This is a genomic window from Pedobacter zeae, assembly GCF_014196715.1.
In the GTDB taxonomy this organism is placed as follows: domain Bacteria; phylum Bacteroidota; class Bacteroidia; order Sphingobacteriales; family Sphingobacteriaceae; genus Pedobacter; species Pedobacter zeae.
Window position 1 is genome coordinate 145,515 of sequence record NZ_JACIEF010000001.1, and the last position, 23,259, is coordinate 168,773.

The window sequence follows — 23,259 nt, forward strand, 5'->3', positions numbered from 1 at the left end:
TATGACGGATTCTAAGAATTAATTGAATTCCATCTCCTCAAAAACTTTCTTCCTTCATCTGTAAATTCAAAGAAAGCCATGCCAGGATTGTTTATTTCTATAGTAGTTACTTGAATAAGCCCTTCCCTGGCTAAAAGAGAAACTGTCGCCCCCCCTTTTGGTAATGACCTTTTAGTTTGAATAGCCGAGAGAGTGCTATTTAAATTATCTCTGCTTTCTTCGTCCTGAAATCTTTTTTCAATTCGTTTAAATGTAGAATCTAATTCATCCGTAACCCCGTTAGTTTGCAATTCTGGTGAAGGATTCAAATATTTAAACAACTTTTCATCGGATTTGTCTCTTTCAGATTGTGCGCTAACTTTAGCAAGCCTTTCTTCTTCAAGCCTAATTTCTAATTGCTTTACAACTTCCTCGAGGGCCTTATATTCTGTTTTTAACACAATACTACTCTTATCTGTAATCTTAGCTAGATATGGGATAACAAATTTATCATATGTGTCAGTAATTAGCCGGCCAAGTGTTAGCATACAATAAGTTGAAACAAGCACTAAAAATGTAATTGCTACAACGATTAATAAATTGGGAACAAATGCTTGTGATTGATAGTGATCTGCAATGTATTTAAGTTTTTTATCTAAAGTAAAACCCTTATCGAAATTAAATAAACCATATACTAAGGTCCAATTCCTAATTATCCAAACAACCAGAAGCGTTCCTAAGAATGGATTTGTTGTTCGCTCCTTAATATTATCGAGCATTGAGTTGAGAGTATCTTTAACCATTTAGATGTATTTAAAACCAATTATAATAAAAAAGAGTCATATTACTATGGGCTTAATCGATCGTTCTATCGTTAATTATTTCCTAATCCATTCCCTTTTCTTAGTTTTGAGGGTAAAATAATCTAAATAAATACAAAGCAGCATGAACCATTGGTTAGTCAAGTCAGAGCCTTTTAAATACAGTTGGGAAAAATTTAATGCAGATGGCCGTACCTTTTGGGATGGTGTGCGTAATTACCAGGCGCGGAATAACCTGAAAGCCATGAAAGAAGGCGATCTGGTGCTTTTTTACCATAGTAACGAGGGTAAAAACGTGGTGGGTATTGCCAAAGTAGTAAAAGAGTTTTATCAAGACCCTACCACTGATGATACCAATTGGGTGGTGGTTGATTTAGCTCCGGTTGAAACGTTGAAGAATCCGGTTTCGTTAGAGCAGATTAAAGCAGAACCCAGCTTAGCTGATATTTCATTGATCAGGCAGGGGCGTTTATCGGTAATGCCATTAAAAGCCTCAGAATTTGATAAGATATTGGAAATGGGAGCGTAGGGTTAGTTCAGAGTCCCAAGTCTTAAGTCCCAAGTCATTAGTCGGAAGTCTTGAGTCTATTGAACGAGAGGATGGCTTGTAATGAAGTCTGGAGTTGGCAGTTTTCAATTAACAGTTTCCAGGCTTAACGACTAACGCTATGCGCTAAAATATGGCGTTGGCTATCCGTTAACCGGTTTAAACAATTAACCAAGATAGCTCCTCAATCTATCGTCATTTCTAAGGGGAGTGCAAAGCAATCGGGAACCACGATATAAATCTGTCTGGGTAGATCTCTCCATTTCACTGCGCTACAGTCGAGATGACGATCATTCTAATTGAATCTATACGATTAACGCAATGAACCAATGACCAATGAACCAATGACCAATGAACCAATGACCAATGAACTAATGAACCAATGGCCAATGAACCAATGAACCAATGCCTAATGAACTGCTGTATTTCTCTTACTCAACGTAATCCCCAGCGTCATGACAATACTCGATCCCAGAACCACCAGGAATAAAAATGGTGTACCTACCTCGGGCATTTTTAAGGAAGCCGGCAGATTGAAATAAAGCAAAATGCTGATCAATCCGCGGGGGGCGATGTATAAAATCGGGCTCAGGTTTTCTTTTTTGAATATTTTAAGAAACAGCACCCTGATGATATAAATGGATATCAGGATAAAAAAGCCGTTAGCCAGTATAATTTTATCGTTCAGGCTGTTGATATTCATGGTAAAGCCAAAAATAACGAAGAAAAAAGTACGTAAAATAAAAGCACTTTCTGCTGATAATTGGTAGAGCTGGGATAAATCGGCTGTTAAATTTTTATATAAAAAGATCCCCCTGAACCAGGCATTTTCGATGGCATCGGCATTGTTCAGGAAGAGCCCGGTGCTTAAAATTAAAACCAGCGAAGAGAGGTGGTATGACTGGCCAATGGCATAAACCAGGATCAGTATGGCGATAATCAGGAAGAATTTAATGTGGTGCACCAACCTGCCCATTACATACAGTAACACTACGCAGGCAATGGCCGAGAGTAAAAGGATCAGGAAGGTACTCAGCGCCAAGCCAATAAAAGCCGATGTATTGATCGAATGGTTGGTAATGGCAAAATTGAAAATAATGATCCCTAAAATATCGGAGAAAGAAGATTCGTAAATGACGAATTCCTTATCGTTAGTGTTTAACGCCGCTGCCGAAGGGATGGCGATAGCCGAGCTGATGACGCTAAAAGGAATGGCATTTGCGATACAGGTATATAAATCGTGGTGGGTGATCTGGTAAATAATACTGGTGATGATCACAACGGTACCCACTAAAATGCTCAGGGCAGAGAAAAAAGCACTGCGTATCACCTTGTTTTTATGCCGGTCGTATTTAAGCTCGAGCGAACCTTCAAAAACAATTAAAATTAAACCCACAGTACCCAATGTGGGTAGGATAGACAGGAAATTAAAGGTTTGTATCTTGAGGTTGTCGACCAGTAAACGTAAACCAATACCCAAAAGGAGTAGCAGTAAAACCGAGGGTACTTTCGTTTTACTGGCCACTAAATCAAACAGATAAGAGAAAATTACTAATCCGCTTAAAATAATAAGAATGGTATAAGTTGTCATATTTTTCAGCGTAGGGTAAACGCTAAAATAAAACAATCATGCTAAGCTGAAAGCAATTTAATGTAAAAATTATGCTTTAGAGAAAAGTGCCTTAAGTTCGCTGGCTTCATCGGGGTTCATTTTTCCACCTAAAACGAGGCGTAATTGCCTGCGGCGCAAGGCACCATCAAAGAGGTCAATTTCTTCAGGTGTTTCCGGAACAAGTTCGGGTACGGGTATGGTACGCGCACTTTGGTCAACCGCAACAAAAGTATAATAAGCCTCATTACTTTTTTGGCGTGCACCGCTGGGAATATTTTCGGACCATACATCCAAACGAACTTCAACCGAGGTATTAAAAGCCCTGGTCACTTTGGCTTCGATGGTGATCACATCACCTAACTTAATGGGTTGTTTAAACGAAACATTATCAACGGAAGCGGTAACCACAATGCGGTTGCAATGTTTTTGAGCTGAAATTGCCGCTGCAATATCCATCCAATGAAGCAGGCGTCCGCCCATTAGGTTATTTAAGGTATTGGTATCATTGGGTAATACCAATTCGTTCATGATGGTAAAACTTTCTCTGGCAAATTTCTTTTTTAAACTCATTTGAGTGCAAAAGTAAATAAAATGTGTTAAAAAGGTATCACAAATGGATGCTAACAAATTGAAAGGATGTTTTATGCGGTGGTCGGCGACATCAGCTGGGAAGCATGTTACGGTTGTTCCCGCAGATCACATAGATTTTCGCAGATTGAAATAGTGTTTTCCTTCCTAATATGTGCAATTATTCTACCTTTTTGATTCGTATTTTGGACATTAGTTTTGGGCACTGTGCTAGGCTTGCCTTGAAAAACCACAGTCTGGAGCGAAGAACGCCGTCAATCCCAAGTGGTGGGGAAATCAAAAAACAGGTGCACAAAAGAGAATACAGCACTGCCAAGCCTTAAACGCAGTGGTTTTGTGTTCATAAGCGACAATTAAAATTCTTCTGGAAATTTGAACACAAAACGAAGCGCCGCTGTTTTTTGATGTGAGTGGGGCCGTGTGAGCCACATTGCTGGATTGACAAAGCGCTTTGGGTACTTTGGCGCGTCAAAATGCGCAGCATTCTTGAGCACAGCTAAAAACAACACGAACTGCGAAAAACTACCATGCCACCGCGGCATAGAGCGGGGAAATATATTTTGGATTCGACGTATTTTTAATAGCAGAGAAGATGCTGAAATAAATTCAGCATGACGATCGCTCGCAGATTGATGATTGTTTCTGAGGCGATTTGCGAAATCAGCGGGGAAACATATTAAGGTTGTTCCCGCAGGTCGCACAGATTTTCGCAGATTGATGATTTGCTTTTATGCGGTGATTTGCGGGAAATAGATTTGGGAGCGTGTTATTTAAAAACAATTCATCTTTTATCATGTTATCCTAACAAAAATCCGATTAATGCAGAACCAGACCCTGATCCAATTTTTCCATTGGTATTATAACGAAGAACAAAATTTGTGGACCAAAGTAGCTGCCGAAGCCAGTCATTTAAAAGAAATCGGGATAACCGCTGTTTGGTTGCCGCCAGCCTATAAATCTAACAACGCGGCCTATGATGTGGGTTATGCCGTTTACGACCTTTTTGATCTGGGCGAATTTGATCAGAAGGGGAGCGTAAATACGAAACATGGCTCTAAAGAGGAGTACATCAGGGCCATTGAAGCCTTACATGAAAATGGAATCGGGGTTTTGGCTGACGCCGTTTTTAACCACAAGGCAGGTGGCGATGAACTGGAAAAAATAGCCGTAAGAACCGTAAATCCTGATGACAGAACTGAATTTACAAGCGATGTTTTCGAAATACAGGCCTGGACCAAGTTTACCTTTCCGGGGCGGAAGGGCAAATATTCTGAATTTATATGGAACCATGAGTGCTTTAGTGGGGTAGACTGGGCGGAAGACCTGAAGGAAACAGCTATTTATTCGATCCAGAACTACCTGGGCGAAGGCTTTGAAGAGGTTCCATCAACCGAATTTGGCAATTACGATTACCTGATGTTCAACGATATCGATTACCGCAACAGGGCTGTAATTGAAGAGTTGAAATACTGGGGCGAATGGATAGTGGAAACCACCAAAGTAGACGGTTTTCGGTTAGATGCCGTTAAACACATCAACCCGGATTTTATTGTCGAATGGATCGATCATCTGAACCAGAAATTTAACCGCGAGTTTTTTATCGTGGCCGAAGATTGGAATGTGGTGGATAGGGAAGGCCAATTGCACTATATTGAAATTACCGGCGGCAGGACACAGATATTCGATTCGCTTTTGCACCATAATTTTTTCCTGGCAAGTAAAAATGAGGACTTTGACATGCGGACGATTTTTGACGGGACATTGGTACAGGTGAAGCCCGACCTGGCGGTAACATTTGTGGATAATCATGATTCGCAACCTTTGCAGGCGCTGGAATCATACGTTGATTTTTGGTTCAGGCCTTTGGCGTATGCCATGATCCTGCTGCGTATACAGGGGATTCCCTGCTTATTCTTCCCTGACCTGTATGGCGGGATTTATGACGACAAAGACAAGGAAGGTGAGGAGGTGCATGTTGAGCTCGTGGCCATCCCGGCAGTAGAAACCATGAGTAAAATCCGTGCCACTTTAGCCTACGGTGAGCAGCGTGATTACTTTGACCATGGCATTTGTGTAGGATGGACCCGTGCCGGTGATGAGGAACATGAAAATAGCGGCTTGGCTGTATTGCTGAGTACAGGGGAGGAAGGCTTTAAAGAAATGGAAATCGGTAAACACTTTGCCGGAAAGACTTTTGTTGATGCCTTAGGCTATCGCCAGCAGGAAGTGATTATTGATGAAAATGGTTGGGCAGAGTTTCATTGCAATGCCGGTAGTGTATCGGTGTGGGTATTGAAAGTGGGGTAAGGATAAGATGTGGGATCCTAGTGTAGCTTGCAAACCCAGTTTAACGCTTTAAGATCCCCAATCGAGTTGGGGATGACGATTGCATGCAACTCATCCATGCGTCATTCCCGTGCAGACGGGAATCTTAAGCAGTTTGAGAACTCTGCAAGCGCTTTAAGATCCCGAAGAAATTCGGGATGATGACACATGAGACGATGGCAAGCAGAAAATTCGCAATACTTTCCTTATGTAGAACATAAATCTTATGAGAAATAGTGTATTTTTAAAACATGGAACGTGGTGGATGTGTTTACATTATGACTAATGTCTTTAACACGGTATTTTACATTGGTGTTACTTCTGATTTACATTCAAGAGTAATTGATCATAAATGTAAAAGATATCCAACTTCCTTTAGTGCGAAATACAATTGCATAAAGCTGGTATATTTTATGTTCTATCCTAGCATTGAAGAGGCAATTGCTGAAGAGAAGAAATTAAAGAAATGGAATAGGGATTGGAAAATTAAGTTGATTAGCGATAACAATCCTCAATGGCTAGATTTGTTTAATGAAGATTTGTGATTTTAAAGATGGGAATCTTAATGCGGCTTGCAAAACTCACTTAATGCTTTAAGATCCCCAATCAAGTTGGGGATGACGATCGCATCTCATCCAGGCGTCATTCCCGTGCAGACGGGAATCTTAATGCGGCTTGCAAAACTCACTTAATGCCTTAAGGTCCCCAATCAAGTTGGGGATGACGATCGCATCTCATCCAGGCGTCATTCCCGTGCAGACGGGAATCTTAATGCGGCTTGCAAACCCGGCTTAATGCTTTAAGATCCCCAATCAAGTTGGGGATGACGATCGCATCTCATCCAGCCGTCATTCCCGTGCAGACGGGAATCTTAATGCGGCTTGCAAAACTCACTTAATGCCTTAAGGTCCCCAATCAAGTTGGGGATGACGATCAATCAAATATATATCTACAAAAAATTATCTTCCGCCCGATAAGCCGCAATTACGGCCAGTTCGCCTTCTTTGCCACCTTTCGAATTGCCGTGCTCCATACCCATAACACCTTTATAACCTTTGTTATACAAGTGTTTAAACAGGTTTTTATAATTGATTTCTCCGGTTGTAGGTTCTTTCCGGCCCGGATTATCACCTATCTGGATGTAAGCAATTTCGTCCCAGCAGCGATCGATGGTTTTAATCAGGTCGCCTTCTGTGCGTTGCATGTGATAAATGTCGTACAGGATTTTACAAGAAGGACTTTTAACTGCTTTACAAACGGCGTAGGTTTCATTGGTTTTTTGAAGGAAAAGTTCGGGTGTATCGCTAAGGGTTTCCAAAACCATAATCAGGCCATGAGGTTCAAAAATCTCTGCACCCGCACGCATGGCATCAATTACATTGGCAAACTGGTTGCCATAAGGTAGGTTGCGTTCATAAAACCCGGGCACTACGGTAAGCCATTTGGCGTTACAGCGCTTTGCAGCTTCGACTGATTTTTTGCAGGTTTCGATAAATTTGTCTTTAAACTCTTTTTTACCGGTGGTTAAAGAGGTTTTCCAGTTGTCGCCACCATCTACCACAAAAACGCCCATGCGCATACCCAATTTTGCCAACAGGTTTCCGATTTTTTCCTGTTCTTCAACGGGGCGGCCCAGGTAGCCGTTATCTTCTATAGAACGGAAACCTTTATCGTACATAAACTGGATCTGATCTAAAAAACTTTTGCCAGCATGATTTTGGAACATGCCCTGGTGCGGGGCATAATCGAGGTTGAACGTTTTGTCGCTTAATGCGGCATTGGTTTTTTCGGCTGCAAGAAGGTGGCTAATACCGCCACCGGTGGTAACTGCACCAGCCGTAAGCAGACTGTTTCTTATAAATTCACTTCTTTTCATCGGTGAGGTTTTTAGGTTATTGGGGTGTAATTAATTTTTTAAATCCGGTGGTTAAGGTATCGGCTACTTTGCCATCTTTTTGGTGGTACACAAAATAAGCTTCGAGGTTTTTTCTGCTTTCTACAAAGGCAATAGCCGTTTTGAGGGGCATGGCCATTAAGGCATTATCGTAACCATCGGCGGTAATGGCATCTTTCGCATAAACCGTAACGCTGATCATCTCATTAGCTAAAGGATAGCCTGTTTTAGGATCAATCAGGTGGGAAATTTTTTTCTTTCCGCTCTGGTGAAATTTCCGGTAGTTGCCTGAGGTGGTGATGGCGCCCGAATTTATGGCGGCGATATGCCTGATTACCGGGATCCCATCTTTATCGGGCCCTTCAATGCCGATTTTCATGGCTTCCCCATTGGGTTTTGGTCCGGCGATCCGGATTTCGCCTCCCAGTTCGGCCACGTATTGTTTAATTCCTTTTTGTTCGAGATAGGCGGCAATTAAATCAACACTGTAACCCTGCGCAATGCCATTTAAATCGATCTGTACACAGGGCTTTAGTTTACTTAAGAAGCCATTTTTTAACCTTAGGTTTTTCATGCCTACACAAGCCAATATCGATTTAATGACTGCTGAATCGGGTTCTTTTTTAGCCTCTTTCGGTCCAAAACCCCAGGCTTGTACCAATGGGGCAACGGTAATATCGAAAATGCCTTTGGTATCCTGATTAATTTCGAAACTTCTTTTAAGCACGTCGTTTATGAAACGGTCGGTCTTAATTTCTTTCCTGGCAGCATTAAATTGATTTATCAATGATCCCTTTTTGTAAAGCGACATCGATAAATCAATTTCGTTTAATAAACTATCTATACCTGCCTTGATTGCTAAACTGTCAGTGGCATAGTACATGATGGCATAATCGGTTCCCTGCGCATAACCATTGATTTTATATTGCCTGATTTCTTTTTTTAGGGAAAAAGCAAAAATCAGGGGCAAAATGAAAAGCAAAAACCTATTACGCATCCATTTAGTTTTAGATCACCTTGGTTTGCCCTGGTCTGGCCACAGGGTATAATCCATTTTCATCAGGCATTAATTTGGGGTTGGCATCCCATGCAAAACGCTCAGGCATTAAGCTGATGTTCGAAGCTAAGGCCTCGTCCCATTTAATGGTTTGACCAGAATAGGTAGCAAGACGGCCAATAATTGACGAAAATGTACTTGTGGCAGCATAATCTACATTACTGAATTTATATTCTCCCTTAGAAACGGCATCGAACAGTTCGTCGTGCTCGGTCTGGTAAGGATTGGCATTTCCTTTGGTATTGTGGTTATACAGTTCTTTACCGCTGTAATCTTTCATGATGGCCTGATTGTTGGCCGAAAGGTAAATTTTGCCTTTTGTACCCTGAAAAGATTCGTCTACACGGTTACTGATGCCTTCAAAATGCCTGCACTGGCTATGGATTACCGCACCATCGGCATAAGTGAGTTCGATAGAGTGGTTATCATAAATCTCGCCATAATCTTTTCCTGTTCTCCAGGCGCGGCTGCCCGTTCCCTGTACCGAAACCGGGTGCCCGTTTTTGATCCAGTTGGCAATATCGATATTGTGTACATGCTGCTCTACAATATGATCGCCGCATAACCAGTTGAAATAATACCAGTTTCTCATTTGGTACTCCATTTCAGTCTGGTTTGGTTTCCGCGGACGTACCCAAACGCCACCGCTGTTCCAGTATACCTGGCCTGCCGTAACATCGCCAATGGCACCATCCTGAATGCGTTTCATCGCTTCGCGGTAGTTGGCCTGGTAGCGGCGCTGTAAACCTACTACCACGTTTAATTTTTTCTTTTTAGCTTCTTCGGCTGCGGCCAATACCTTTCTGATACCCGGTGCATCTACTGCAACAGGTTTTTCCATGAAAATTTGTTTATTCTGTTTAACTGCTTCTTCGAAATGGATAGGACGGAAGCCCGGAGGCGTGGTTAACAGCACGACATCGGCTAATGGAATGGCTTTTAAATACGCATCGAAACCCACAAACTGGCGTTCTTTCGGAACATCCATTTTTGCGGCAAATTTAGCGCTTAACGATTGGTAACTGCCATCTAAGCGGTCTTGAAAGGCATCGGCCATGGCTACCAGTTTAATGTTGAATTTAGTGCTGAGTGCCTGGAAAGCTGCTCCTGTACCACGATCGCCACAGCCTATTAAGGCAATTTTAATGGTGTCTGATCCGGAAGCATAGGCTCCGGCCAGTGGAATGCTGCTTAACATGGCCCCGCCGGCCAGCATGGCTGTTGCTTTTAAAAAATCGCGACGATCTTGTTGGTTAATTGGTTTTCTCATGTGTTTAAATTTTATTTTGGTTAGGGTAGTGTTTTTTAAAAGTCTTTTATAGGCTGCTTATTGTAATACGCCTCTATTTCTGCTTTCGAAGGTGTTTTTACCGGTCGTACCAGGCGCATGCCTACAAAAGGGGCTTCAGGAAACCACCAGTTGCTTTTCGGAATCTGTGGATCCAATTGTTTCCAGGATGGATCGGATGCCAGCCTGGCTGTTGAAGTTAAATTATCCGCGGTTTCGTCATAAGACCCGCCACGAACGGTATTCGGGTAGAGCTTTTCGGGTTTGGCCACCGGATTTTCGGTGATCTTATCCTTGCCCTGGCTGTAAAAATCGGCAACGTATTGATCGTAAGTCCATTCGCTAACATTCCCGTGCATATCGAACAAACCCCAGGCATTTGGTTTTTTTAATCCTACCTGGTGGGTTTTGTTATCGCTGTTATCTTTGTACCAGGCATAATCGCCTAATTTAGCGGCATCATCACCGAAAGAATATTTGCTTTCGGTACCTGCTTTACAGGCGTATTCCCACTCTGCCTCTGTTGGTAAGCGGTAAAAAACACCTGTACGCATGTAAAGCCATTTACAAAACTGGATGGCGTTATACTGGGTCATGGCGATGGCAGGCTGGTGCTCCTTGCCCATGCCAAAAGTCATATCGAGATAAGGCTTGGTGGGCCTGGTAACCGCATCTACTTCAGCCGGAATGGCACCTGTACTGGCTTGTTTTTCGTAATCGCGATAGAGGAAGGGCTCAAAAATATCCCAGGTTACCTCGTGTTTTCCCATCCAGAACGCATCGAGTTTAACCTCATGAACGGGTTGCTCATCGGGTTTTCCGGTTTTACTTCCCATTTTGAATTTGCCTGCAGGTATGGCCTGCATATCGAATTTTAATTTGGTTCCGTTAATGGATTGTGTGTACGAATCACTGGGTTTTTGTGCTAAAATCTGTGCACTAGGATAGACGATTAATGCTGCGGCAATTAACTTTTTAAACATAATTTTTGGTTAGATACACTTAATTCTCTAGTGTTTTTTTGGTTGCTTTCTGAAACGCTAAAGTAAATAACCACAATTAAAACAAAGAAAATTTATGTAACAATAAAGGTAGGTATTATGGTATTAAATGTCAAATTAACAATTGATATTGTGCTTCGGTTCAATTGGTTACCTCCTGTCGGAAATTTTATTGCTTAAATTGGTATAACCAATGAGGGTATCCCAGCGTGCGCCCGGACGCCGGTAATAAACGAAAACCTGGTAGCTGTTTTCGGTCTGGAAGAACGCACCTTCGAAAGGTTTGGTTTCCATTAGTTTGGTATCTTTGTTAAACCAGGCAAACTCATAGTCGTAGAGGCCTTGTTTAAGGATTATATTACCGTAAAACTGTTTCCTGTTGGCGTCATAAATCAGCTTGTTTTCATTGCCCATGGTGTAATTGTTAAACCGGCCAACCACATAAGCATCGCCGTTAGGGCTGGGTGCAGGGGCATTTAAGGTGAATAAAACACTCATGTACTCTGCTTCTGTTTTATCGTCCCGTCCGTCGGTATTACGGATAAAAAAGTTTCCGTTTTCATCAAATTGGTTGGCAAAGGCACCTGCCGTTCTGGGTACATCCTGAAAAAGGATTACGTTTACCGATTCATTATCGCGGTATATGCCTTTAACATTATCGGCTTTGTACCTTAAACTACGGGTATCGAACTTTCTAAACTCATTGTCTCCCCAAAAATCATTCGTATTCAGGTCGTTATAAACCAGTTGATTTGGCCTTACAAATGCCGGTTTGGTATTCACCTGGATGGTGTTGGCATTAAAATTTTGCATCACCACCGCTTTTATATCCTGGTAGGGGTTCTGGATCGGGAAGGCATGGTTAATGGTGAAGTTAATTTTTTGTTTGTAACTCCTGTTTTCTACCTGCATGGAATTGGTGATTTCTGCCGCAATGGCCACCTGGTTATCGAGCACATAAAAACGCTGTGAAATAACCGGTTTGTTTTTATCGCCATCCAGGTACACTTTTAACACGTAATTGCCGCCAATTTTAGGTTGGATCTGGGTATTGGGCAACGTGATTTCGTAATGTGTATATTTCCGGGTGGTATTGGATGAATAACGATAGTTGAGGATGCGGTCGTCGTTAAAACTTCCTAAATAATCAATGCTCGAAATTTTAGAAGTTTCCCATTCTGCAGTACAATGTTCAATGGTGTACCAGTAATTTTGGGTTCCGGAAAGCAAATCGTCAAAAGAAAAAGTAATGGTTTCAGGCGAATTGAGCATGATTACCGGTATACTTTGCTCTTTATTGCTGTTATAGCAAAGCACAGTTTTAATATTAGGCAGATAAGTTTTGTTCTCGTTTGTGAAGGTTTGACTGTTTTGAGCAAAAGCCAGACTGGAGATCAATAATAAGACCGGAATTAATATTTTCTGCATGGTTAAAAGTAAAGTTTTATTGGGAAGAGACAAAACCGAATTGTGAGTAGTTGCCACGGAAACACGGATGATTTCTATCCGTGGTGTCAGATATTACTATCTGACACCAACATATTTTTTTTGAAAATAGCCACAGAAACACGGATAACACGGAAGATATTCGTGGTGTCAGATATTCCTATCTGACACTGATCTAATTCAATTGCATGCAATTCTATTTTTAGGATTTCTAAGAATTCACTCGGTGTCAGATGGTAACATCTGACCGCACATCAATTTTTAGGATTTCTAAGAATTCACTCAGCGTCGGATGGTAACATCTGACCACACATCATAGCTACTAATCACAAAAAAAGCCGTCCCGATTTGACATCGAAACGGCCATATATCTGTACTTACCGGTATTTAAAACTAGCCTTCCAGTTCCATAATTTCGCCGGCTAAACTTTCCCATTTTTCCTGGTTTTTGTCTAAATCGGCTTTGGTTGCTACGTAGCGTTTATTGGCTTCGGCAAGTTTTTCAGCATTGCTGTACACGCTTTCTTCGGCCAGTTCGGCTTCGATGTTTTTAACATTTTGCTCCAGCTCTGCAATTAATTTTTCTGTTTTCTGCAATTCGTCGTTCAGTTTTTTTAACTGGTTGGCGGTATTTGGGGTATTGGGTTTTGGTTCGGCTTTTGGTTTCTCAGGCATTTTAACCGGGATCGGTTTTGAAACCGGAATTACCCTTTTGCTGTTCCATTCTTCGTATTCGGCATAGGTACCAGGGTATTCTTTGATCTTCTCGCCCTCAATAAACCAGATCTTATTGGCTACGTTATCCAGGAAATACCGGTCGTGCGATACCGTGATAAAAGTACCTTCGAACTGTTGCAGGGCCTGGATAAGGATGTTAACCGATTGGATATCAAGGTGGTTGGTCGGCTCATCCAGGATCAGGAAGTTAGAATCTGTAGTGAGCGATTTTGCCAGTGCCACACGCGATTTTTCACCTCCTGATAACACCTTGATCTTTTTAAACACATCATCGCCGGTAAACAGGAAACATCCTAAAATGCTACGCAATTCGGTATCGGTATGTTTTGGCGCAAATGCCTGCAGCTCTTCTAAGATCGCATTTTCAAGGTGCAGTGATTCGAGCTGGTGCTGGGCAAAGAAGGTTGTGGTTACATTATGACCGGTTTCGCACAGCCCTTCGAATTTTTCGGTGCCTGCAATCATCCTCAGTAAAGTCGATTTTCCCTTACCGTTTGCACCGATCAGGGCAATTTTATCACCTTTTTCGATTACCGCTTCTGCATCTTCGAGGATATGCACATTGGGATAATGTTTGGTGGCATGTTCGATACGCACAACATGACGGCCAGATGGCTTGGTGAATTTAAAGCTGAAGTTTACCGTCGGGTTTTCGTCGTCAACATCTTCGATACGCTCCATCCGATCCAAAGCTTTCATCCGCGACTGCGCCATTTTTGCTTTGGAAGCTTTCGCTTTAAAACGTTCGATTAAACGCTCTTCCTGTTTAATTTTGGCCTGCTGGTTTTTAAATTCACCTTTCTGAATTTCTCCCCGAAGGGCTTTTTCCTCTACGTAATAGCTGTAATTACCGGCATAAACGGTTAATTTTCCTTTACGCGATTCAACCGTACGGTTTACGATCTTATCGAGGAAATACCTGTCGTGCGATACAATTACAATAGCACCTTCAAAACCCATGAGGTAATTTTCCAGCCATTTAATGGATGGTAAATCCATGTGGTTGGTTGGCTCATCCAGTAACAGGATATCAGGATCCTGTAAAAGGATTTTAGCCAGCATTACACGCATACGCCAACCCCCGGAGAAGGTATTAAGCGGACGCAACTGATCGGCCGTGCTGAAACCTAAACCAGCTAGTATTTCATTTGCCCTGTATTCGATGTTATAACCATCTAAAGCTTCAAATTCCTGCTGTTTATCGCTCAGTTTAAATAAAACCTCTTCGCTATAATCAGTTTCGATTTTTTTAAGCAGTTCTTCAATTTCATCATGCAGCTGGTTTTGGCGCTCAAAAGCTTCCATGGCCACATGCAAAATGCTATGGTGCGAATCGTAAGAGAGTAAATCCTGGTTCAGATAACCGATTTTAAGGTCTTTCGACATTGAAACGGTACCCGAAGTGGGGGCGTACTCGCCTACAATTATCTTTAAAAGTGTTGATTTTCCTGTTCCGTTGGCACCGATCAGACCTGCCCTGTCGCCTGGTTTAATGTGCCAGTTGGCGTCGTCATAAAGGGCCCTCGAGCCGATCAGGAATGTTAAATTATTTATTGAAATCATTTCGGCTGCAAAAATACAAAATTTAAAAGGCTTTTTTCAGATGGAAACTTAAATAGGGGAGACCGTTCCTTTTTTCTGCCGTTCTGAATGCAATGAAGAATCTTTGATGAGGTAATTGCAAAATAAATTTTGATTTTAATAAAACCTTCTTACTTTTGTACTGTAATAAAAATAATTACAGAATGAGCAATAGTAGGTTTCCTGTTTCCTTACACATCTTAACCTTGTTAAACGCGGCGAAAGGTGATTTAGTGAGTTCGGAATACCTGGCGGGAAGTATCAATATCAATCCTGTTTTGGTACGTAAGGAAATTATGAATTTACGCAAACATGGTTTTGTTGAAAGTAAAGAAGGTAAGGGGGGAGGCTCGTTTCTGGCCAAAAGTGCCAAAGACATTAATCTCGGCGAAGTATATAAATCGGTAAGAAGCAGCAATGTGTTGGGGCAGAGTAAAAATGAACCGAATCCTAAATGTCCGATCGGCAGACAGATCAATCAGCATTTGGATGCCTTATACCTCAATGCAGAGAATGCCCTGATCGAAAATTTATCGAAACAGACATTGGCAGATTTTGCCTCGGGCTTTGAATAAATTTTTTTTGAATTTAACTGTAATAATAAATATTACAATATTAAAAATAAATCAATAAATTAAAAATCAATAACATGAAAGTAGCATTAATTGGAGCATCGGGCTTTGTAGGTAAAGCCATCTTAACTGAACTGGTAAGCCGTGGAAATGAAGTGATTGCCATTGCGCGCGATATCAACAAAATCGAAAGCAGCAGCGATAAAGTAAGGAAACTGGCTGTCGACGTTTTGGATACTGAAAAATTAACTGAAGCTTTAACAGGAGCTGATGCCGTGGTAAGCGCCTTTAATGCTGGCTGGACCAACCCCAATTTATACCATGATACTGTGCAGGGTGCAGAAGCCATCCAAAAAGCGGTAAAAGCAGCTGGCGTTAAACGTTATATTTTTATCGGTGGTGCAGGTACTTTACAGATCGATGGGCACCAGCTTGTTGACGGGCCTCAATTCCCTGCCGAATATAAACCGGGTGCAACAGCGGTAAGGGATTATTTTAATACGCTGAAACAGGAGCAGGAATTGGACTGGTTGTTTTTTAGTCCTGCCATTGAAATGCATCAGGGCATCACCATCGGTCGTACAGGTAAATACCGTTTGGGTAAAACAAGTCCGGTTTTTAACGAAGAAGGCCGTTCTATCTTATCGGTTGAGGATTTAGCGATCGTAATTGCCGATGAGCTGGAAAATAATGCACACCACAGGGAGCAGTTTACAGCAGCATACTAAAAGATTGGTTCATTGGTTTATTGGTCATTAGTTCATTGGCCATTTGTAGATGTACAGGTTGCCTGGGGTTGATGGCTGGTTGGTTGATGGTTTGATGGTTCATCGTTGATGGCTGGTTAGTTGATGGTTTGATAGTTCATGGTTGGTTGGTTGATGGTTTGATAGTTGTTTGCCTAAGGGTTTATGGACAAGCGTTCATGCTTTTTATGGTTTGATAGTTTATAGCATGCCAGGTTATACCACATCGCTATCAAACCATGAACTATCGCCTTGACTAATGAACGAATGACCATTGAACGAATGAACCTATTAAACCATGAGCTATGAACTATTGTCCAGACGAATGACCACTGAACCATTGAGCCAATAACGATTGAACTCATTAACCTTTTTTCGATAATTACCTATAAGTTCTTATCTTCGTGGCATGTATCGCCTTATTAAACCAATATTCTTCAAATTTGACCCTGAAAACGTACATTATTTTGTCGTAAAGCGGTTAAAGTGGTTTAATGATAAGTTTCCTTTGGGTAAAACCATTATCAGGAGCAGCTTTGATGTTCATATTAAAGGTTTGGAACGCGAGGTTTTTGGAATAAAATTCAGAAACCCTGTTGGTTTGGCGGCCGGATTTGATAAAAACGGCGAGTATGTAGAACCTTTAAGCAATCTGGGCTTCGGGTTTATCGAAGTGGGTACGGTAACGCCAATGCCCCAGCCCGGAAACGACAAACCCCGGATGTTCCGTTTGCCCAATGATGAAGCCCTGATCAACAGAATGGGTTTTAACAACAAGGGGGTAGATGTAATGGCAGAGCGTTTACGCTTGCTAAAAGATAAACATCCCGATATTGTTGTGGGTGGGAACATCGGTAAGAACAAAGCTACCCCAAATGAACAGGCAGTAAGCGATTATATTAAATGTTTCGACCGCCTGTTTGATGTGGTAGATTATTTTGTGGTGAATGTAAGTTCGCCCAATACCCCGGGTTTACGCGAGCTACAGGAAAAAGAGCCACTTAAGAAGATCCTTAATACCTTACAGCAGCGCAATACTAAAAATGGTATTTCGCGTCCGATTTTATTAAAAATTGCGCCTGATCTCACTGATGCCCAATTGGATGATATTATCGAAATTGTGGCAGAAACGAATATTGCAGGGATCATTGCCACCAATACCACCATCAGCAGGGAAAACCTGGCTACCGCGCAGAGCTTAAAGGATGAAACCGGTGGGTTGAGCGGAAAACCGGTTAAGGAACGTTCAACCGAGGTAATCCGTTATCTTTCAGAGAAATCTAACAAAGCCTTTCCGATTATCGGGGTAGGCGGCATCCACTCGGCTAAAGATGCCCAGGAAAAAATAGATGCCGGTGCCTCATTGGTGCAGTTGTATACGGGGTTTATCTACGAAGGCCCTGGGTTGATCAAAAGCATCTGCAAAGCATTGGTGAATGTTAAAGAATTCAGCTAGGCTTTCGGCAAGCATTTAAAGATTTAATACTTTTCTTAAACACCCCTTATTTTTGCCTGCCCACCATGGCATTGATCCATATCGGTGCAAAGGGCGAAGTACAACCTTTGGAAACCGGATAATCGCGGTAAATGCCCAGTTTTTCGCCTATGGCTAAAGCACGCTCGCGATAAGCCGGGTGGTTTATGCCGATCTGGGCTAGGGCAGTGTTCATTGTCCACTGTGTTTCTGGTGCTTCCCTGGGCATTTCACTTTCAATGCGGTTAAGCAGGGCAGGAATGTCCAAACCTTCCGGCTGTCTGGCGATGCGCCCGCTGGTTAAACTCCAGCCTGCACGGGCAAGCATCTTATCGCCTGAGTTCATCCATTTTTCGCGGAACTGTTCCTTCTCAGGATATTCTTTAACCACATAATTGTAAAACCAGTCGGCTGCCCAGGCAAATTCTTCTGATGCAACCATGTTTTCTATTTCGACAGCTGAAAGTTGCTTGGGATTAAGGATTAAAATCGCCAGCATCCGGGCATCGATGTTTGCGGTTTCCCATAACTGTAAGGCTAACGGATGATCGGTTTTGATCTTTTTGGCGAGGGTTCTGATGTCGCCCATTTTAACCCCGAACAGATTTTCGCGGGCTCCGTTTTTAAGGTGTTGCTTACGGACTTTCTCGTCTGCAAGCGATTGAAGGGTTGAAAGGGTTTCGGTAAGGTTCATATTTCTCCGTAAAAATCTGATAGGTTAAAGTTAAGGTTTTAGGTTGTTAGCGTAACCTCGTCATCTTGAATTTTTTTTACAAGTAGAAATTATATTTTCATTTGCCATGTAGCTAATCGTGGTCAGGGTCTATCTTTCAGTAAAGATGCTGAAACAAGTTCAGCATGACGGTAGATTTAGAAAAGAGGCTTAGCATTACAATAATATCAAAAATACTCATGCATAAAAAAAGCATCCTTTGATCAGAAGGATGCTTTAAAAATTTTTCGTTTCTAAAAACTATTTTGCCAAAGCAGCTAAAACCGCGTTGTTTTTAGCTAATTGATCGTTTTTAGGCTGTGCAGAACGGCTTCCCAACTCAATGTTAGTTGCTCTTTTTAAAAATGCTACCTCTTGGTGAGCTGTATTTTTATTTCTTCTGTCTTTTCTTTTTAATCTGGTAACTGCCATGGTATTAACCTTTTATTATTTTATTTGTACAAATGGAGGTCGAGAGCGGATTCGAACCGCTGTAGAAGGTTTTGCAGACCTCTGCCTAGCCACTCGGCCACTCGACCTTTAAATTCAAGGCTGCAAAAATAGCAATTATTCGTTAGCCCGCAAATAATATCTCAATTTAATTTCGAACCCGCACTAATTCAGCGCAAAAGATTGCAGCACTCACTGCAACATTTAAAGATTCGGCCTCGCCGATCCTCGGAATGGTTACCGGTTTAGTGATGTTTTTAATCACTTCGGGCGAAATTCCCTTGCCTTCATTGCCCAGAATAACCAGGCCCTCATTGCCCCATTCTGTTTTATAAATCGATGCACCGTCCAATAAAGCACCGAATACCGGGATTTTGTTGCTGGCCAAAAATGCGGGTAAGTCTGTTTCGAAAACAGTTACCCTTGCCAGCGAACCCATGGTGGCCTGTACCGTTTTGGGATTGAATACTTCCACACTGTCGGGCGAGCAGATAATCTTTTTAAAACCGAACCAATCTGCCGTACGGATAATAGTGCCCATATTGCCCGGATCCTGCACGCCATCCAAAACCAGGGTGAACTGATTTTTCAGCTCTCTTTCTTCCAGTGGTTGGTTTTTAGGGATGTGGACCAAGGCTAAAAAGCCCTGTGGGGTTTGCAGTGTACTAATCTTGTCTAATTCAGCGTTCTTTACTTCAAATAAGTTTATATTTGCAGGCAATTTGGGTAACAAATTGTATTGTTCGCTGTTATAAAATATGGTATGGATGTGGTAATTTGACCGGATAAACTCTTTTATTGATTTTATGCCTTCAACAATAAATAAACCATGCTCTTTACGGTATTTTTTTTGATGTAACGACTTTATAAAACTAATCTGTGATTTTGAAAGCATACCAATACTTGATAAATATTAAACTGAAAAGCACTGCAATATTACTATTTATTATTGTTTTAATTCAGGCCTGTTCATCAACAAAATACATTGCCGATTACCAATCGATCGTTAAAAAGGTAACGATTGATAGTGTTGACAAGAAATTTGAAGAGCAGGCTTATAATTACGTTCAGAAAGATCTCCGGCCTGCTTCCAAGCTCAGTATCCAGGTGCCTTTATACAACCTGTTCAATACCAAAAATGGGCGCTACAAAACCAATGACATCAAGCCTTTTGGTACACCGCCTGCTATTTTGGACAGTACGCTTGTAGAAATTTCAAGAACGCAGATACAGAAGTTCCTGAAAAGTAAAGGTTACCGCCAGGCCGAGGTCACTTCTGCTATCAAGGTGGCGAATAAGAAGGCCGAGGTAACTTTTAGTGCAAAACCCGGACCGGCTTATTTTATTGATAAATTGACCGATTCGATCCCCAATGCGAATATCAGAAACCTTTACCTATCTAATAAAGCCGGGGTGAGCCACCTGCACAAAGGCATGCAGTACGATGAAGATTCGCTAACCTACGAGCGGGAACAGATTTACCGCATCATGAAAGAAAACGGCTATTTCTATTTTTTAAGGCCTTATGTAAATTTTGATGTTTATGGTGCGGAGCCGACCTCCAAAACCAATAAAATTGATTTAAATTTAAATGTAACCGAACCTGCTGAAGGCCACAAACAGTTTAATATCGGGTATACGCATATGATTATTGCACCAAATCCGGATGGTTTTCCGGATTCTGTGCGCTATAAATTGAGCAAGGATACGGTAAATGGGATCATATTTACCGATTTTTCCAAACGGTACAGGCGAAATCCGATCGTGAGGTACGACTTTTTAAAGCAGGGGGAACTTTACGATATCCGGAATGAGAACCTGACGTATGACCGCCTGTACGAACTGAATATTTTCAAAAACGTTAAAATCGATTATTTCAGGAGGGATAGCACCTCGAACAGGATTAATACCGTCATACAATTAATCCCGCAAAAGGTGATGAGTAACCGTATTGAGGGTGAGGTGCCGTTTAATGGTGGTACGGTTGGTTTTAACTTAAGCAATACCTACACTAACAACAATATTTTTAGAGGGGCAGAACGGTTCGAACTGCAGTTAAAAGGTGGTTTGCAATCGAGGATAGGCAACGGAGCCAAACCTTTTAGTGATATTTATCAGCGTGATTTTTCGATCAGTGCCAGTATTACGGTGCCAAGGTTAATGATCCCTTTCTATAACCCTAATTTAGGGGGCAATGGAATGCCGCATACTACTTTCTCAAGTAGTTATATCTACGCCCTGCAAAAAGATGTATCGGTAAGACGGATTTTCATCAATTCGATCACTTACGATTGGGTAGAAACGAAATCCAAGCTGCACTCTTTTACGCCCTTAAACTTTGAATACCGTTTTGGCTACCTGGATCCTAATGTAGATGCAGAGACCGTATTAAATAACCTCTATTATTCTACATTGTTGGGCCGGAAAGATTTAACCCTGGGAATGAAGTATACTTATACCCTAAATGCAAATAAACTGAATGAATACCGTTCTTTTGTTTATTTAAGGGCCGGAATGGATATTGCCGGCAATATGTTGCAGGGAATATCCAAATTAGGGGGTAAAAAAAGCGATCCTGCAAACAATGATCCTGCAAAAATATTAGGCTTGCCTTTTAACCAATACATGCGCCCTGAGGTTGATTTAAGGTGGTACAAACACCTGGGTGGCGATAAACAGTTTATTGCCCGTTTAAATGCAGGGGTGGCTTATGCGTATGGAAATTCGGTATTAACGGGTATCCCTTTCGAAAAGCAATTTTTTGCTGGCGGATCAAGCGGGGTGAGGGCCTGGCAGGCCAGAACCATTGGTCCGGGGAATTATGACCGGGGGCTTTTAAGAAGCGATACCTTAAGAAGAGCATTTTTTGGGCTCGATCAGCTCGGAACCATGCGCATCGAAACCAACCTCGAATACCGTTTTACTGTGGCCAAAAAGTTTTTTGGAGCAACATTAAAAGGAGCCGCCTTTGTTGATGCCGGTAATGTATGGAACCTCCGTAAGGGCGAATCAATTCTCGTTGCCACTCCCACACTTGATGAGCAAACCGTGTTTAAATTAAACAGGTTTGTACAACAGCTTGCCATTGGTACAGGCGTAGGCCTCAGGTATGATGTACAATATTTTGTATTTAGGTTCGATGTTGGATTAAAGCTCAAAGATCCACAGTTTACAGGTTCAGATCAATGGGTAATTGGTAAATTTTTATCAGGGGCAAGAGAATTTAAAAACAATTATAACGCCACACACGGCCCTGATACTTACCGTTTCCTGCAATATAACTTTGGTATTGGCATGCCTTTCTGATTAAGCAAACAGGCTTAATGTTGTGGCCCTGGTACCGGGGTTTTTAAACCTAAACTCCTTAAAGGGTTGCCACCTTTTATCCTGGTGTTTATAAACAGAAAAAGAAGAGACCGGAAATTCACGCTTAAATTTACGGTCTTTAAACGCCGCGGTAATCTGTTTAAAAACCGGTTTGATATCCCTGAATGCCAGGGTAAGGTGCGGATTGAATTTTTCCTTTTTCGTGATCAGCTTTAAGGGCTGTAAGGCCTTTGATAGCTGTTTTTCGAGGTTCATAATACCCTCGTTCTTTTCTACATCAAGGAAAAAAGTATGTTCGGGGAATGAACTGAAATTTTTTAACACCTGCGTAAACGGAGCATGGAAAGCGGCATCTTCCAATGCGTTGAAAAACCTGTTTTCTGCTGCTAACGACGATAATTTAACCGGTGGGTATAAGGTAATATGTACCGGCCTTTTTAAGGATTCGTGCACATTAAACTGCGCTGAAATGTAGTTTCTGATTTCGTCGATGTCTTCAGCTATCGAAACAGGCGGAACCAGGCAGACCAAAAAAAGATTTTCCATAAAGCAAATTTACTAATTTTTTTAGCAAATAAACGGTGATTATAATAAATTATTAATCCACAGCTATTGGCAACTACGTTTTTACTTTTGTGTCAGATGGTAACATCAGACACCACCGATAATCCACCTATTTATATTTGCCACGGAAACACGGATGAGCACGGAGAATTCCACAGAAAAACGGGCTGGTGTTAACTAAACCCGACCGGCAGCGTTACCCCGATTGAAGTGTAATTTAACTTATTAATCCACAGCTATTGGCAACTACGTTTTTACTTTTGTGTCAGATGGTAACATCAGACACCACCGATAATCACCTATTTATATTTGCCACGGAAACACGGATGAGCACGGAGAATTCCATAGAAAAACGGGCTGGTGTTAACTAAACCCGACCGGCAGCGTTACCCCGACTGAAGTGTAATTTAATTTATTAATCCACAGCTGTTGGCAACTACGTTTTTACTTTTGTGTCAGATGGTAACATCAGACACCACCGATAATCCACCTATTTATATTTGCCACGGAAACACGGATGAGCACGGAGAATTCCAT

Annotated in this window: 20 protein-coding genes and 1 tRNA gene; 7 read left to right on the plus strand and 14 right to left on the minus strand. The window is 41.7% G+C overall.

The genetic code is table 11. The features are described 5' to 3' along the window. Positions 1 to 11: 11 nt before the first annotated feature. Positions 12 to 782 (minus strand): hypothetical protein, encoded by a 771-nt coding sequence (locus tag GGQ60_RS00610; protein ID WP_183759462.1) that lies wholly within the window; start codon positions 780 to 782, stop codon positions 12 to 14. A 142-nt stretch (positions 783 to 924) separates the two neighbouring features. Between GGQ60_RS00610 and GGQ60_RS00615 the strand changes: the two genes are divergently transcribed. Then, a complete protein-coding gene (locus GGQ60_RS00615; protein ID WP_183759463.1) occupies positions 925 to 1,329 on the plus strand; it encodes an EVE domain-containing protein in 405 nt (134 codons plus the stop codon). A 427-nt stretch (positions 1,330 to 1,756) separates the two neighbouring features. On the opposite strand, the gene GGQ60_RS00620 is transcribed toward GGQ60_RS00615, so the two are convergent. Continuing rightward, the gene (locus GGQ60_RS00620) at positions 1,757 to 2,938 is read right to left on the minus strand and encodes a cation:proton antiporter domain-containing protein (RefSeq protein WP_183759464.1); all 1,182 of its coding nucleotides are present in this window, start codon (positions 2,936 to 2,938) and stop codon (positions 1,757 to 1,759) included. 69 nt (positions 2,939 to 3,007) lie between these two features. Next, entirely contained in the window at positions 3,008 to 3,529 is a 522-nt protein-coding gene (locus GGQ60_RS00625; protein WP_183759465.1) for an acyl-CoA thioesterase, read from the minus strand. Positions 3,530 to 4,366: 837 nt separating this feature from the next. Here GGQ60_RS00625 and GGQ60_RS00630 point away from each other — a divergent pair. Together GGQ60_RS00630 and GGQ60_RS00635 are read left to right on the plus strand one after the other, a co-directional pair. Beyond that, the gene (locus GGQ60_RS00630; RefSeq protein WP_183759466.1) at positions 4,367 to 5,854 is read left to right on the plus strand and encodes an alpha-amylase; all 1,488 of its coding nucleotides are present in this window, start codon (positions 4,367 to 4,369) and stop codon (positions 5,852 to 5,854) included. Positions 5,855 to 6,123: 269 nt separating this feature from the next. After that, on the plus strand, positions 6,124 to 6,417 hold the full coding sequence (locus GGQ60_RS00635; protein ID WP_183759467.1) for a GIY-YIG nuclease family protein: 294 nt from the start codon (positions 6,124 to 6,126) through the stop codon (positions 6,415 to 6,417). Positions 6,418 to 6,821: 404 nt separating this feature from the next. Here the strand turns inward: GGQ60_RS00635 and GGQ60_RS00640 are convergent, their stop codons facing one another. From GGQ60_RS00640 to GGQ60_RS00665, 6 genes are all read right to left on the minus strand, one after another. Continuing rightward, positions 6,822 to 7,748, minus strand: a complete 927-nt coding sequence (locus tag GGQ60_RS00640; protein ID WP_183759468.1) for a hydroxypyruvate isomerase family protein — start codon at positions 7,746 to 7,748, stop codon at positions 6,822 to 6,824. Between the two features lie 16 nt (positions 7,749 to 7,764). Continuing rightward, positions 7,765 to 8,763, minus strand: coding sequence for an FAD:protein FMN transferase (locus GGQ60_RS00645; RefSeq protein WP_183759469.1), 999 nt, complete (start codon positions 8,761 to 8,763; stop codon positions 7,765 to 7,767). Between the two features lie 10 nt (positions 8,764 to 8,773). Next, positions 8,774 to 10,093 (minus strand): Gfo/Idh/MocA family oxidoreductase, encoded by a 1,320-nt coding sequence (locus GGQ60_RS00650; protein ID WP_183759470.1) that lies wholly within the window; start codon positions 10,091 to 10,093, stop codon positions 8,774 to 8,776. A gap of 35 nt (positions 10,094 to 10,128) precedes the next feature. After that, complete coding sequence (locus GGQ60_RS00655) at positions 10,129 to 11,094, minus strand: formylglycine-generating enzyme family protein (protein WP_183759471.1); 966 nt, start codon at positions 11,092 to 11,094, stop codon at positions 10,129 to 10,131. Between the two features lie 168 nt (positions 11,095 to 11,262). Then, positions 11,263 to 12,540 (minus strand): type IX secretion system plug protein, encoded by a 1,278-nt coding sequence (locus tag GGQ60_RS00660; protein ID WP_183759472.1) that lies wholly within the window; start codon positions 12,538 to 12,540, stop codon positions 11,263 to 11,265. A 411-nt stretch (positions 12,541 to 12,951) separates the two neighbouring features. Continuing rightward, positions 12,952 to 14,859, minus strand: a complete 1,908-nt coding sequence (locus GGQ60_RS00665; protein WP_183759473.1) for an ABC-F family ATP-binding cassette domain-containing protein — start codon at positions 14,857 to 14,859, stop codon at positions 12,952 to 12,954. A gap of 182 nt (positions 14,860 to 15,041) precedes the next feature. Here GGQ60_RS00665 and GGQ60_RS00670 point away from each other — a divergent pair, with 182 nt between their 5' ends. The 3 genes from GGQ60_RS00670 to GGQ60_RS00680 all read left to right on the plus strand — a co-directional run bounded on the left by GGQ60_RS00670 (position 15,042) and on the right by GGQ60_RS00680 (position 17,651). Further along, complete coding sequence (locus GGQ60_RS00670; RefSeq protein WP_183759474.1) at positions 15,042 to 15,452, plus strand: Rrf2 family transcriptional regulator; 411 nt, start codon at positions 15,042 to 15,044, stop codon at positions 15,450 to 15,452. 74 nt (positions 15,453 to 15,526) lie between these two features. Next, entirely contained in the window at positions 15,527 to 16,177 is a 651-nt protein-coding gene (locus GGQ60_RS00675; protein WP_183759475.1) for an NAD(P)-dependent oxidoreductase, read from the plus strand. 427 nt (positions 16,178 to 16,604) lie between these two features. Next, entirely contained in the window at positions 16,605 to 17,651 is a 1,047-nt protein-coding gene (locus GGQ60_RS00680; protein WP_183759476.1) for a quinone-dependent dihydroorotate dehydrogenase, read from the plus strand. A 46-nt stretch (positions 17,652 to 17,697) separates the two neighbouring features. On the opposite strand, the gene GGQ60_RS00685 is transcribed toward GGQ60_RS00680, so the two are convergent. From GGQ60_RS00685 to GGQ60_RS00700, 4 genes are all read right to left on the minus strand, one after another. Beyond that, positions 17,698 to 18,363, minus strand: coding sequence for a DNA alkylation repair protein (locus tag GGQ60_RS00685; protein ID WP_183759477.1), 666 nt, complete (start codon positions 18,361 to 18,363; stop codon positions 17,698 to 17,700). A 279-nt stretch (positions 18,364 to 18,642) separates the two neighbouring features. Further along, the gene (locus tag GGQ60_RS00690; protein ID WP_029275070.1) at positions 18,643 to 18,813 is read right to left on the minus strand and encodes a hypothetical protein; all 171 of its coding nucleotides are present in this window, start codon (positions 18,811 to 18,813) and stop codon (positions 18,643 to 18,645) included. Positions 18,814 to 18,846: 33 nt separating this feature from the next. Continuing rightward, a tRNA-Cys gene (locus GGQ60_RS00695) sits at positions 18,847 to 18,920 on the minus strand. Between the two features lie 59 nt (positions 18,921 to 18,979). Continuing rightward, the gene (locus GGQ60_RS00700) at positions 18,980 to 19,726 is read right to left on the minus strand and encodes a TrmH family RNA methyltransferase (RefSeq protein WP_183759478.1); all 747 of its coding nucleotides are present in this window, start codon (positions 19,724 to 19,726) and stop codon (positions 18,980 to 18,982) included. On the opposite strand from GGQ60_RS00700, the gene tamL reads away from it, so the two are divergent. Then, a complete protein-coding gene (gene tamL / locus GGQ60_RS00705; protein ID WP_229685056.1) occupies positions 19,711 to 22,137 on the plus strand; it encodes a translocation and assembly module lipoprotein TamL in 2,427 nt (808 codons plus the stop codon). The genes GGQ60_RS00700 and tamL overlap by 16 nt on opposite strands. On the opposite strand, the gene GGQ60_RS00710 is transcribed toward tamL, so the two are convergent. Continuing rightward, complete coding sequence (locus tag GGQ60_RS00710; protein WP_183759480.1) at positions 22,138 to 22,704, minus strand: 2'-5' RNA ligase family protein; 567 nt, start codon at positions 22,702 to 22,704, stop codon at positions 22,138 to 22,140. Between the last annotated feature and the right edge of the window lie 555 nt (positions 22,705 to 23,259).

What these genes read in the sequence shown, in the direction of transcription:
- GGQ60_RS00620 (WP_183759464.1), bottom strand. Translation starts at nt 2,938, where the DNA reads ATGACAACTTATACCATTCTTATTATTTTAAGCGGATTAGTAATTTTC.
- GGQ60_RS00640 (WP_183759468.1), bottom strand. Translation starts at nt 7,748, where the DNA reads ATGAAAAGAAGTGAATTTATAAGAAACAGTCTGCTTACGGCTGGTGCA.
- GGQ60_RS00685 (WP_183759477.1), bottom strand. Translation starts at nt 18,363, where the DNA reads ATGAACCTTACCGAAACCCTTTCAACCCTTCAATCGCTTGCAGACGAG.
- GGQ60_RS00670 (WP_183759474.1), top strand. Translation starts at nt 15,042, where the DNA reads ATGAGCAATAGTAGGTTTCCTGTTTCCTTACACATCTTAACCTTGTTA.
- GGQ60_RS00665 (WP_183759473.1), bottom strand. Translation starts at nt 14,859, where the DNA reads ATGATTTCAATAAATAATTTAACATTCCTGATCGGCTCGAGGGCCCTT.
- GGQ60_RS00675 (WP_183759475.1), top strand. Translation starts at nt 15,527, where the DNA reads ATGAAAGTAGCATTAATTGGAGCATCGGGCTTTGTAGGTAAAGCCATC.
- GGQ60_RS00630 (WP_183759466.1), top strand. Translation starts at nt 4,367, where the DNA reads ATGCAGAACCAGACCCTGATCCAATTTTTCCATTGGTATTATAACGAA.
- GGQ60_RS00690 (WP_029275070.1), bottom strand. Translation starts at nt 18,813, where the DNA reads ATGGCAGTTACCAGATTAAAAAGAAAAGACAGAAGAAATAAAAATACA.
- GGQ60_RS00610 (WP_183759462.1), bottom strand. Translation starts at nt 782, where the DNA reads ATGGTTAAAGATACTCTCAACTCAATGCTCGATAATATTAAGGAGCGA.
- GGQ60_RS00710 (WP_183759480.1), bottom strand. Translation starts at nt 22,704, where the DNA reads ATGGAAAATCTTTTTTTGGTCTGCCTGGTTCCGCCTGTTTCGATAGCT.
- GGQ60_RS00680 (WP_183759476.1), top strand. Translation starts at nt 16,605, where the DNA reads ATGTATCGCCTTATTAAACCAATATTCTTCAAATTTGACCCTGAAAAC.
- GGQ60_RS00700 (WP_183759478.1), bottom strand. Translation starts at nt 19,726, where the DNA reads ATGCTTTCAAAATCACAGATTAGTTTTATAAAGTCGTTACATCAAAAA.
- GGQ60_RS00645 (WP_183759469.1), bottom strand. Translation starts at nt 8,763, where the DNA reads ATGCGTAATAGGTTTTTGCTTTTCATTTTGCCCCTGATTTTTGCTTTT.
- GGQ60_RS00650 (WP_183759470.1), bottom strand. Translation starts at nt 10,093, where the DNA reads ATGAGAAAACCAATTAACCAACAAGATCGTCGCGATTTTTTAAAAGCA.
- GGQ60_RS00625 (WP_183759465.1), bottom strand. Translation starts at nt 3,529, where the DNA reads ATGAGTTTAAAAAAGAAATTTGCCAGAGAAAGTTTTACCATCATGAAC.
- GGQ60_RS00635 (WP_183759467.1), top strand. Translation starts at nt 6,124, where the DNA reads ATGGAACGTGGTGGATGTGTTTACATTATGACTAATGTCTTTAACACG.
- GGQ60_RS00615 (WP_183759463.1), top strand. Translation starts at nt 925, where the DNA reads ATGAACCATTGGTTAGTCAAGTCAGAGCCTTTTAAATACAGTTGGGAA.
- GGQ60_RS00655 (WP_183759471.1), bottom strand. Translation starts at nt 11,094, where the DNA reads ATGTTTAAAAAGTTAATTGCCGCAGCATTAATCGTCTATCCTAGTGCA.
- GGQ60_RS00660 (WP_183759472.1), bottom strand. Translation starts at nt 12,540, where the DNA reads ATGCAGAAAATATTAATTCCGGTCTTATTATTGATCTCCAGTCTGGCT.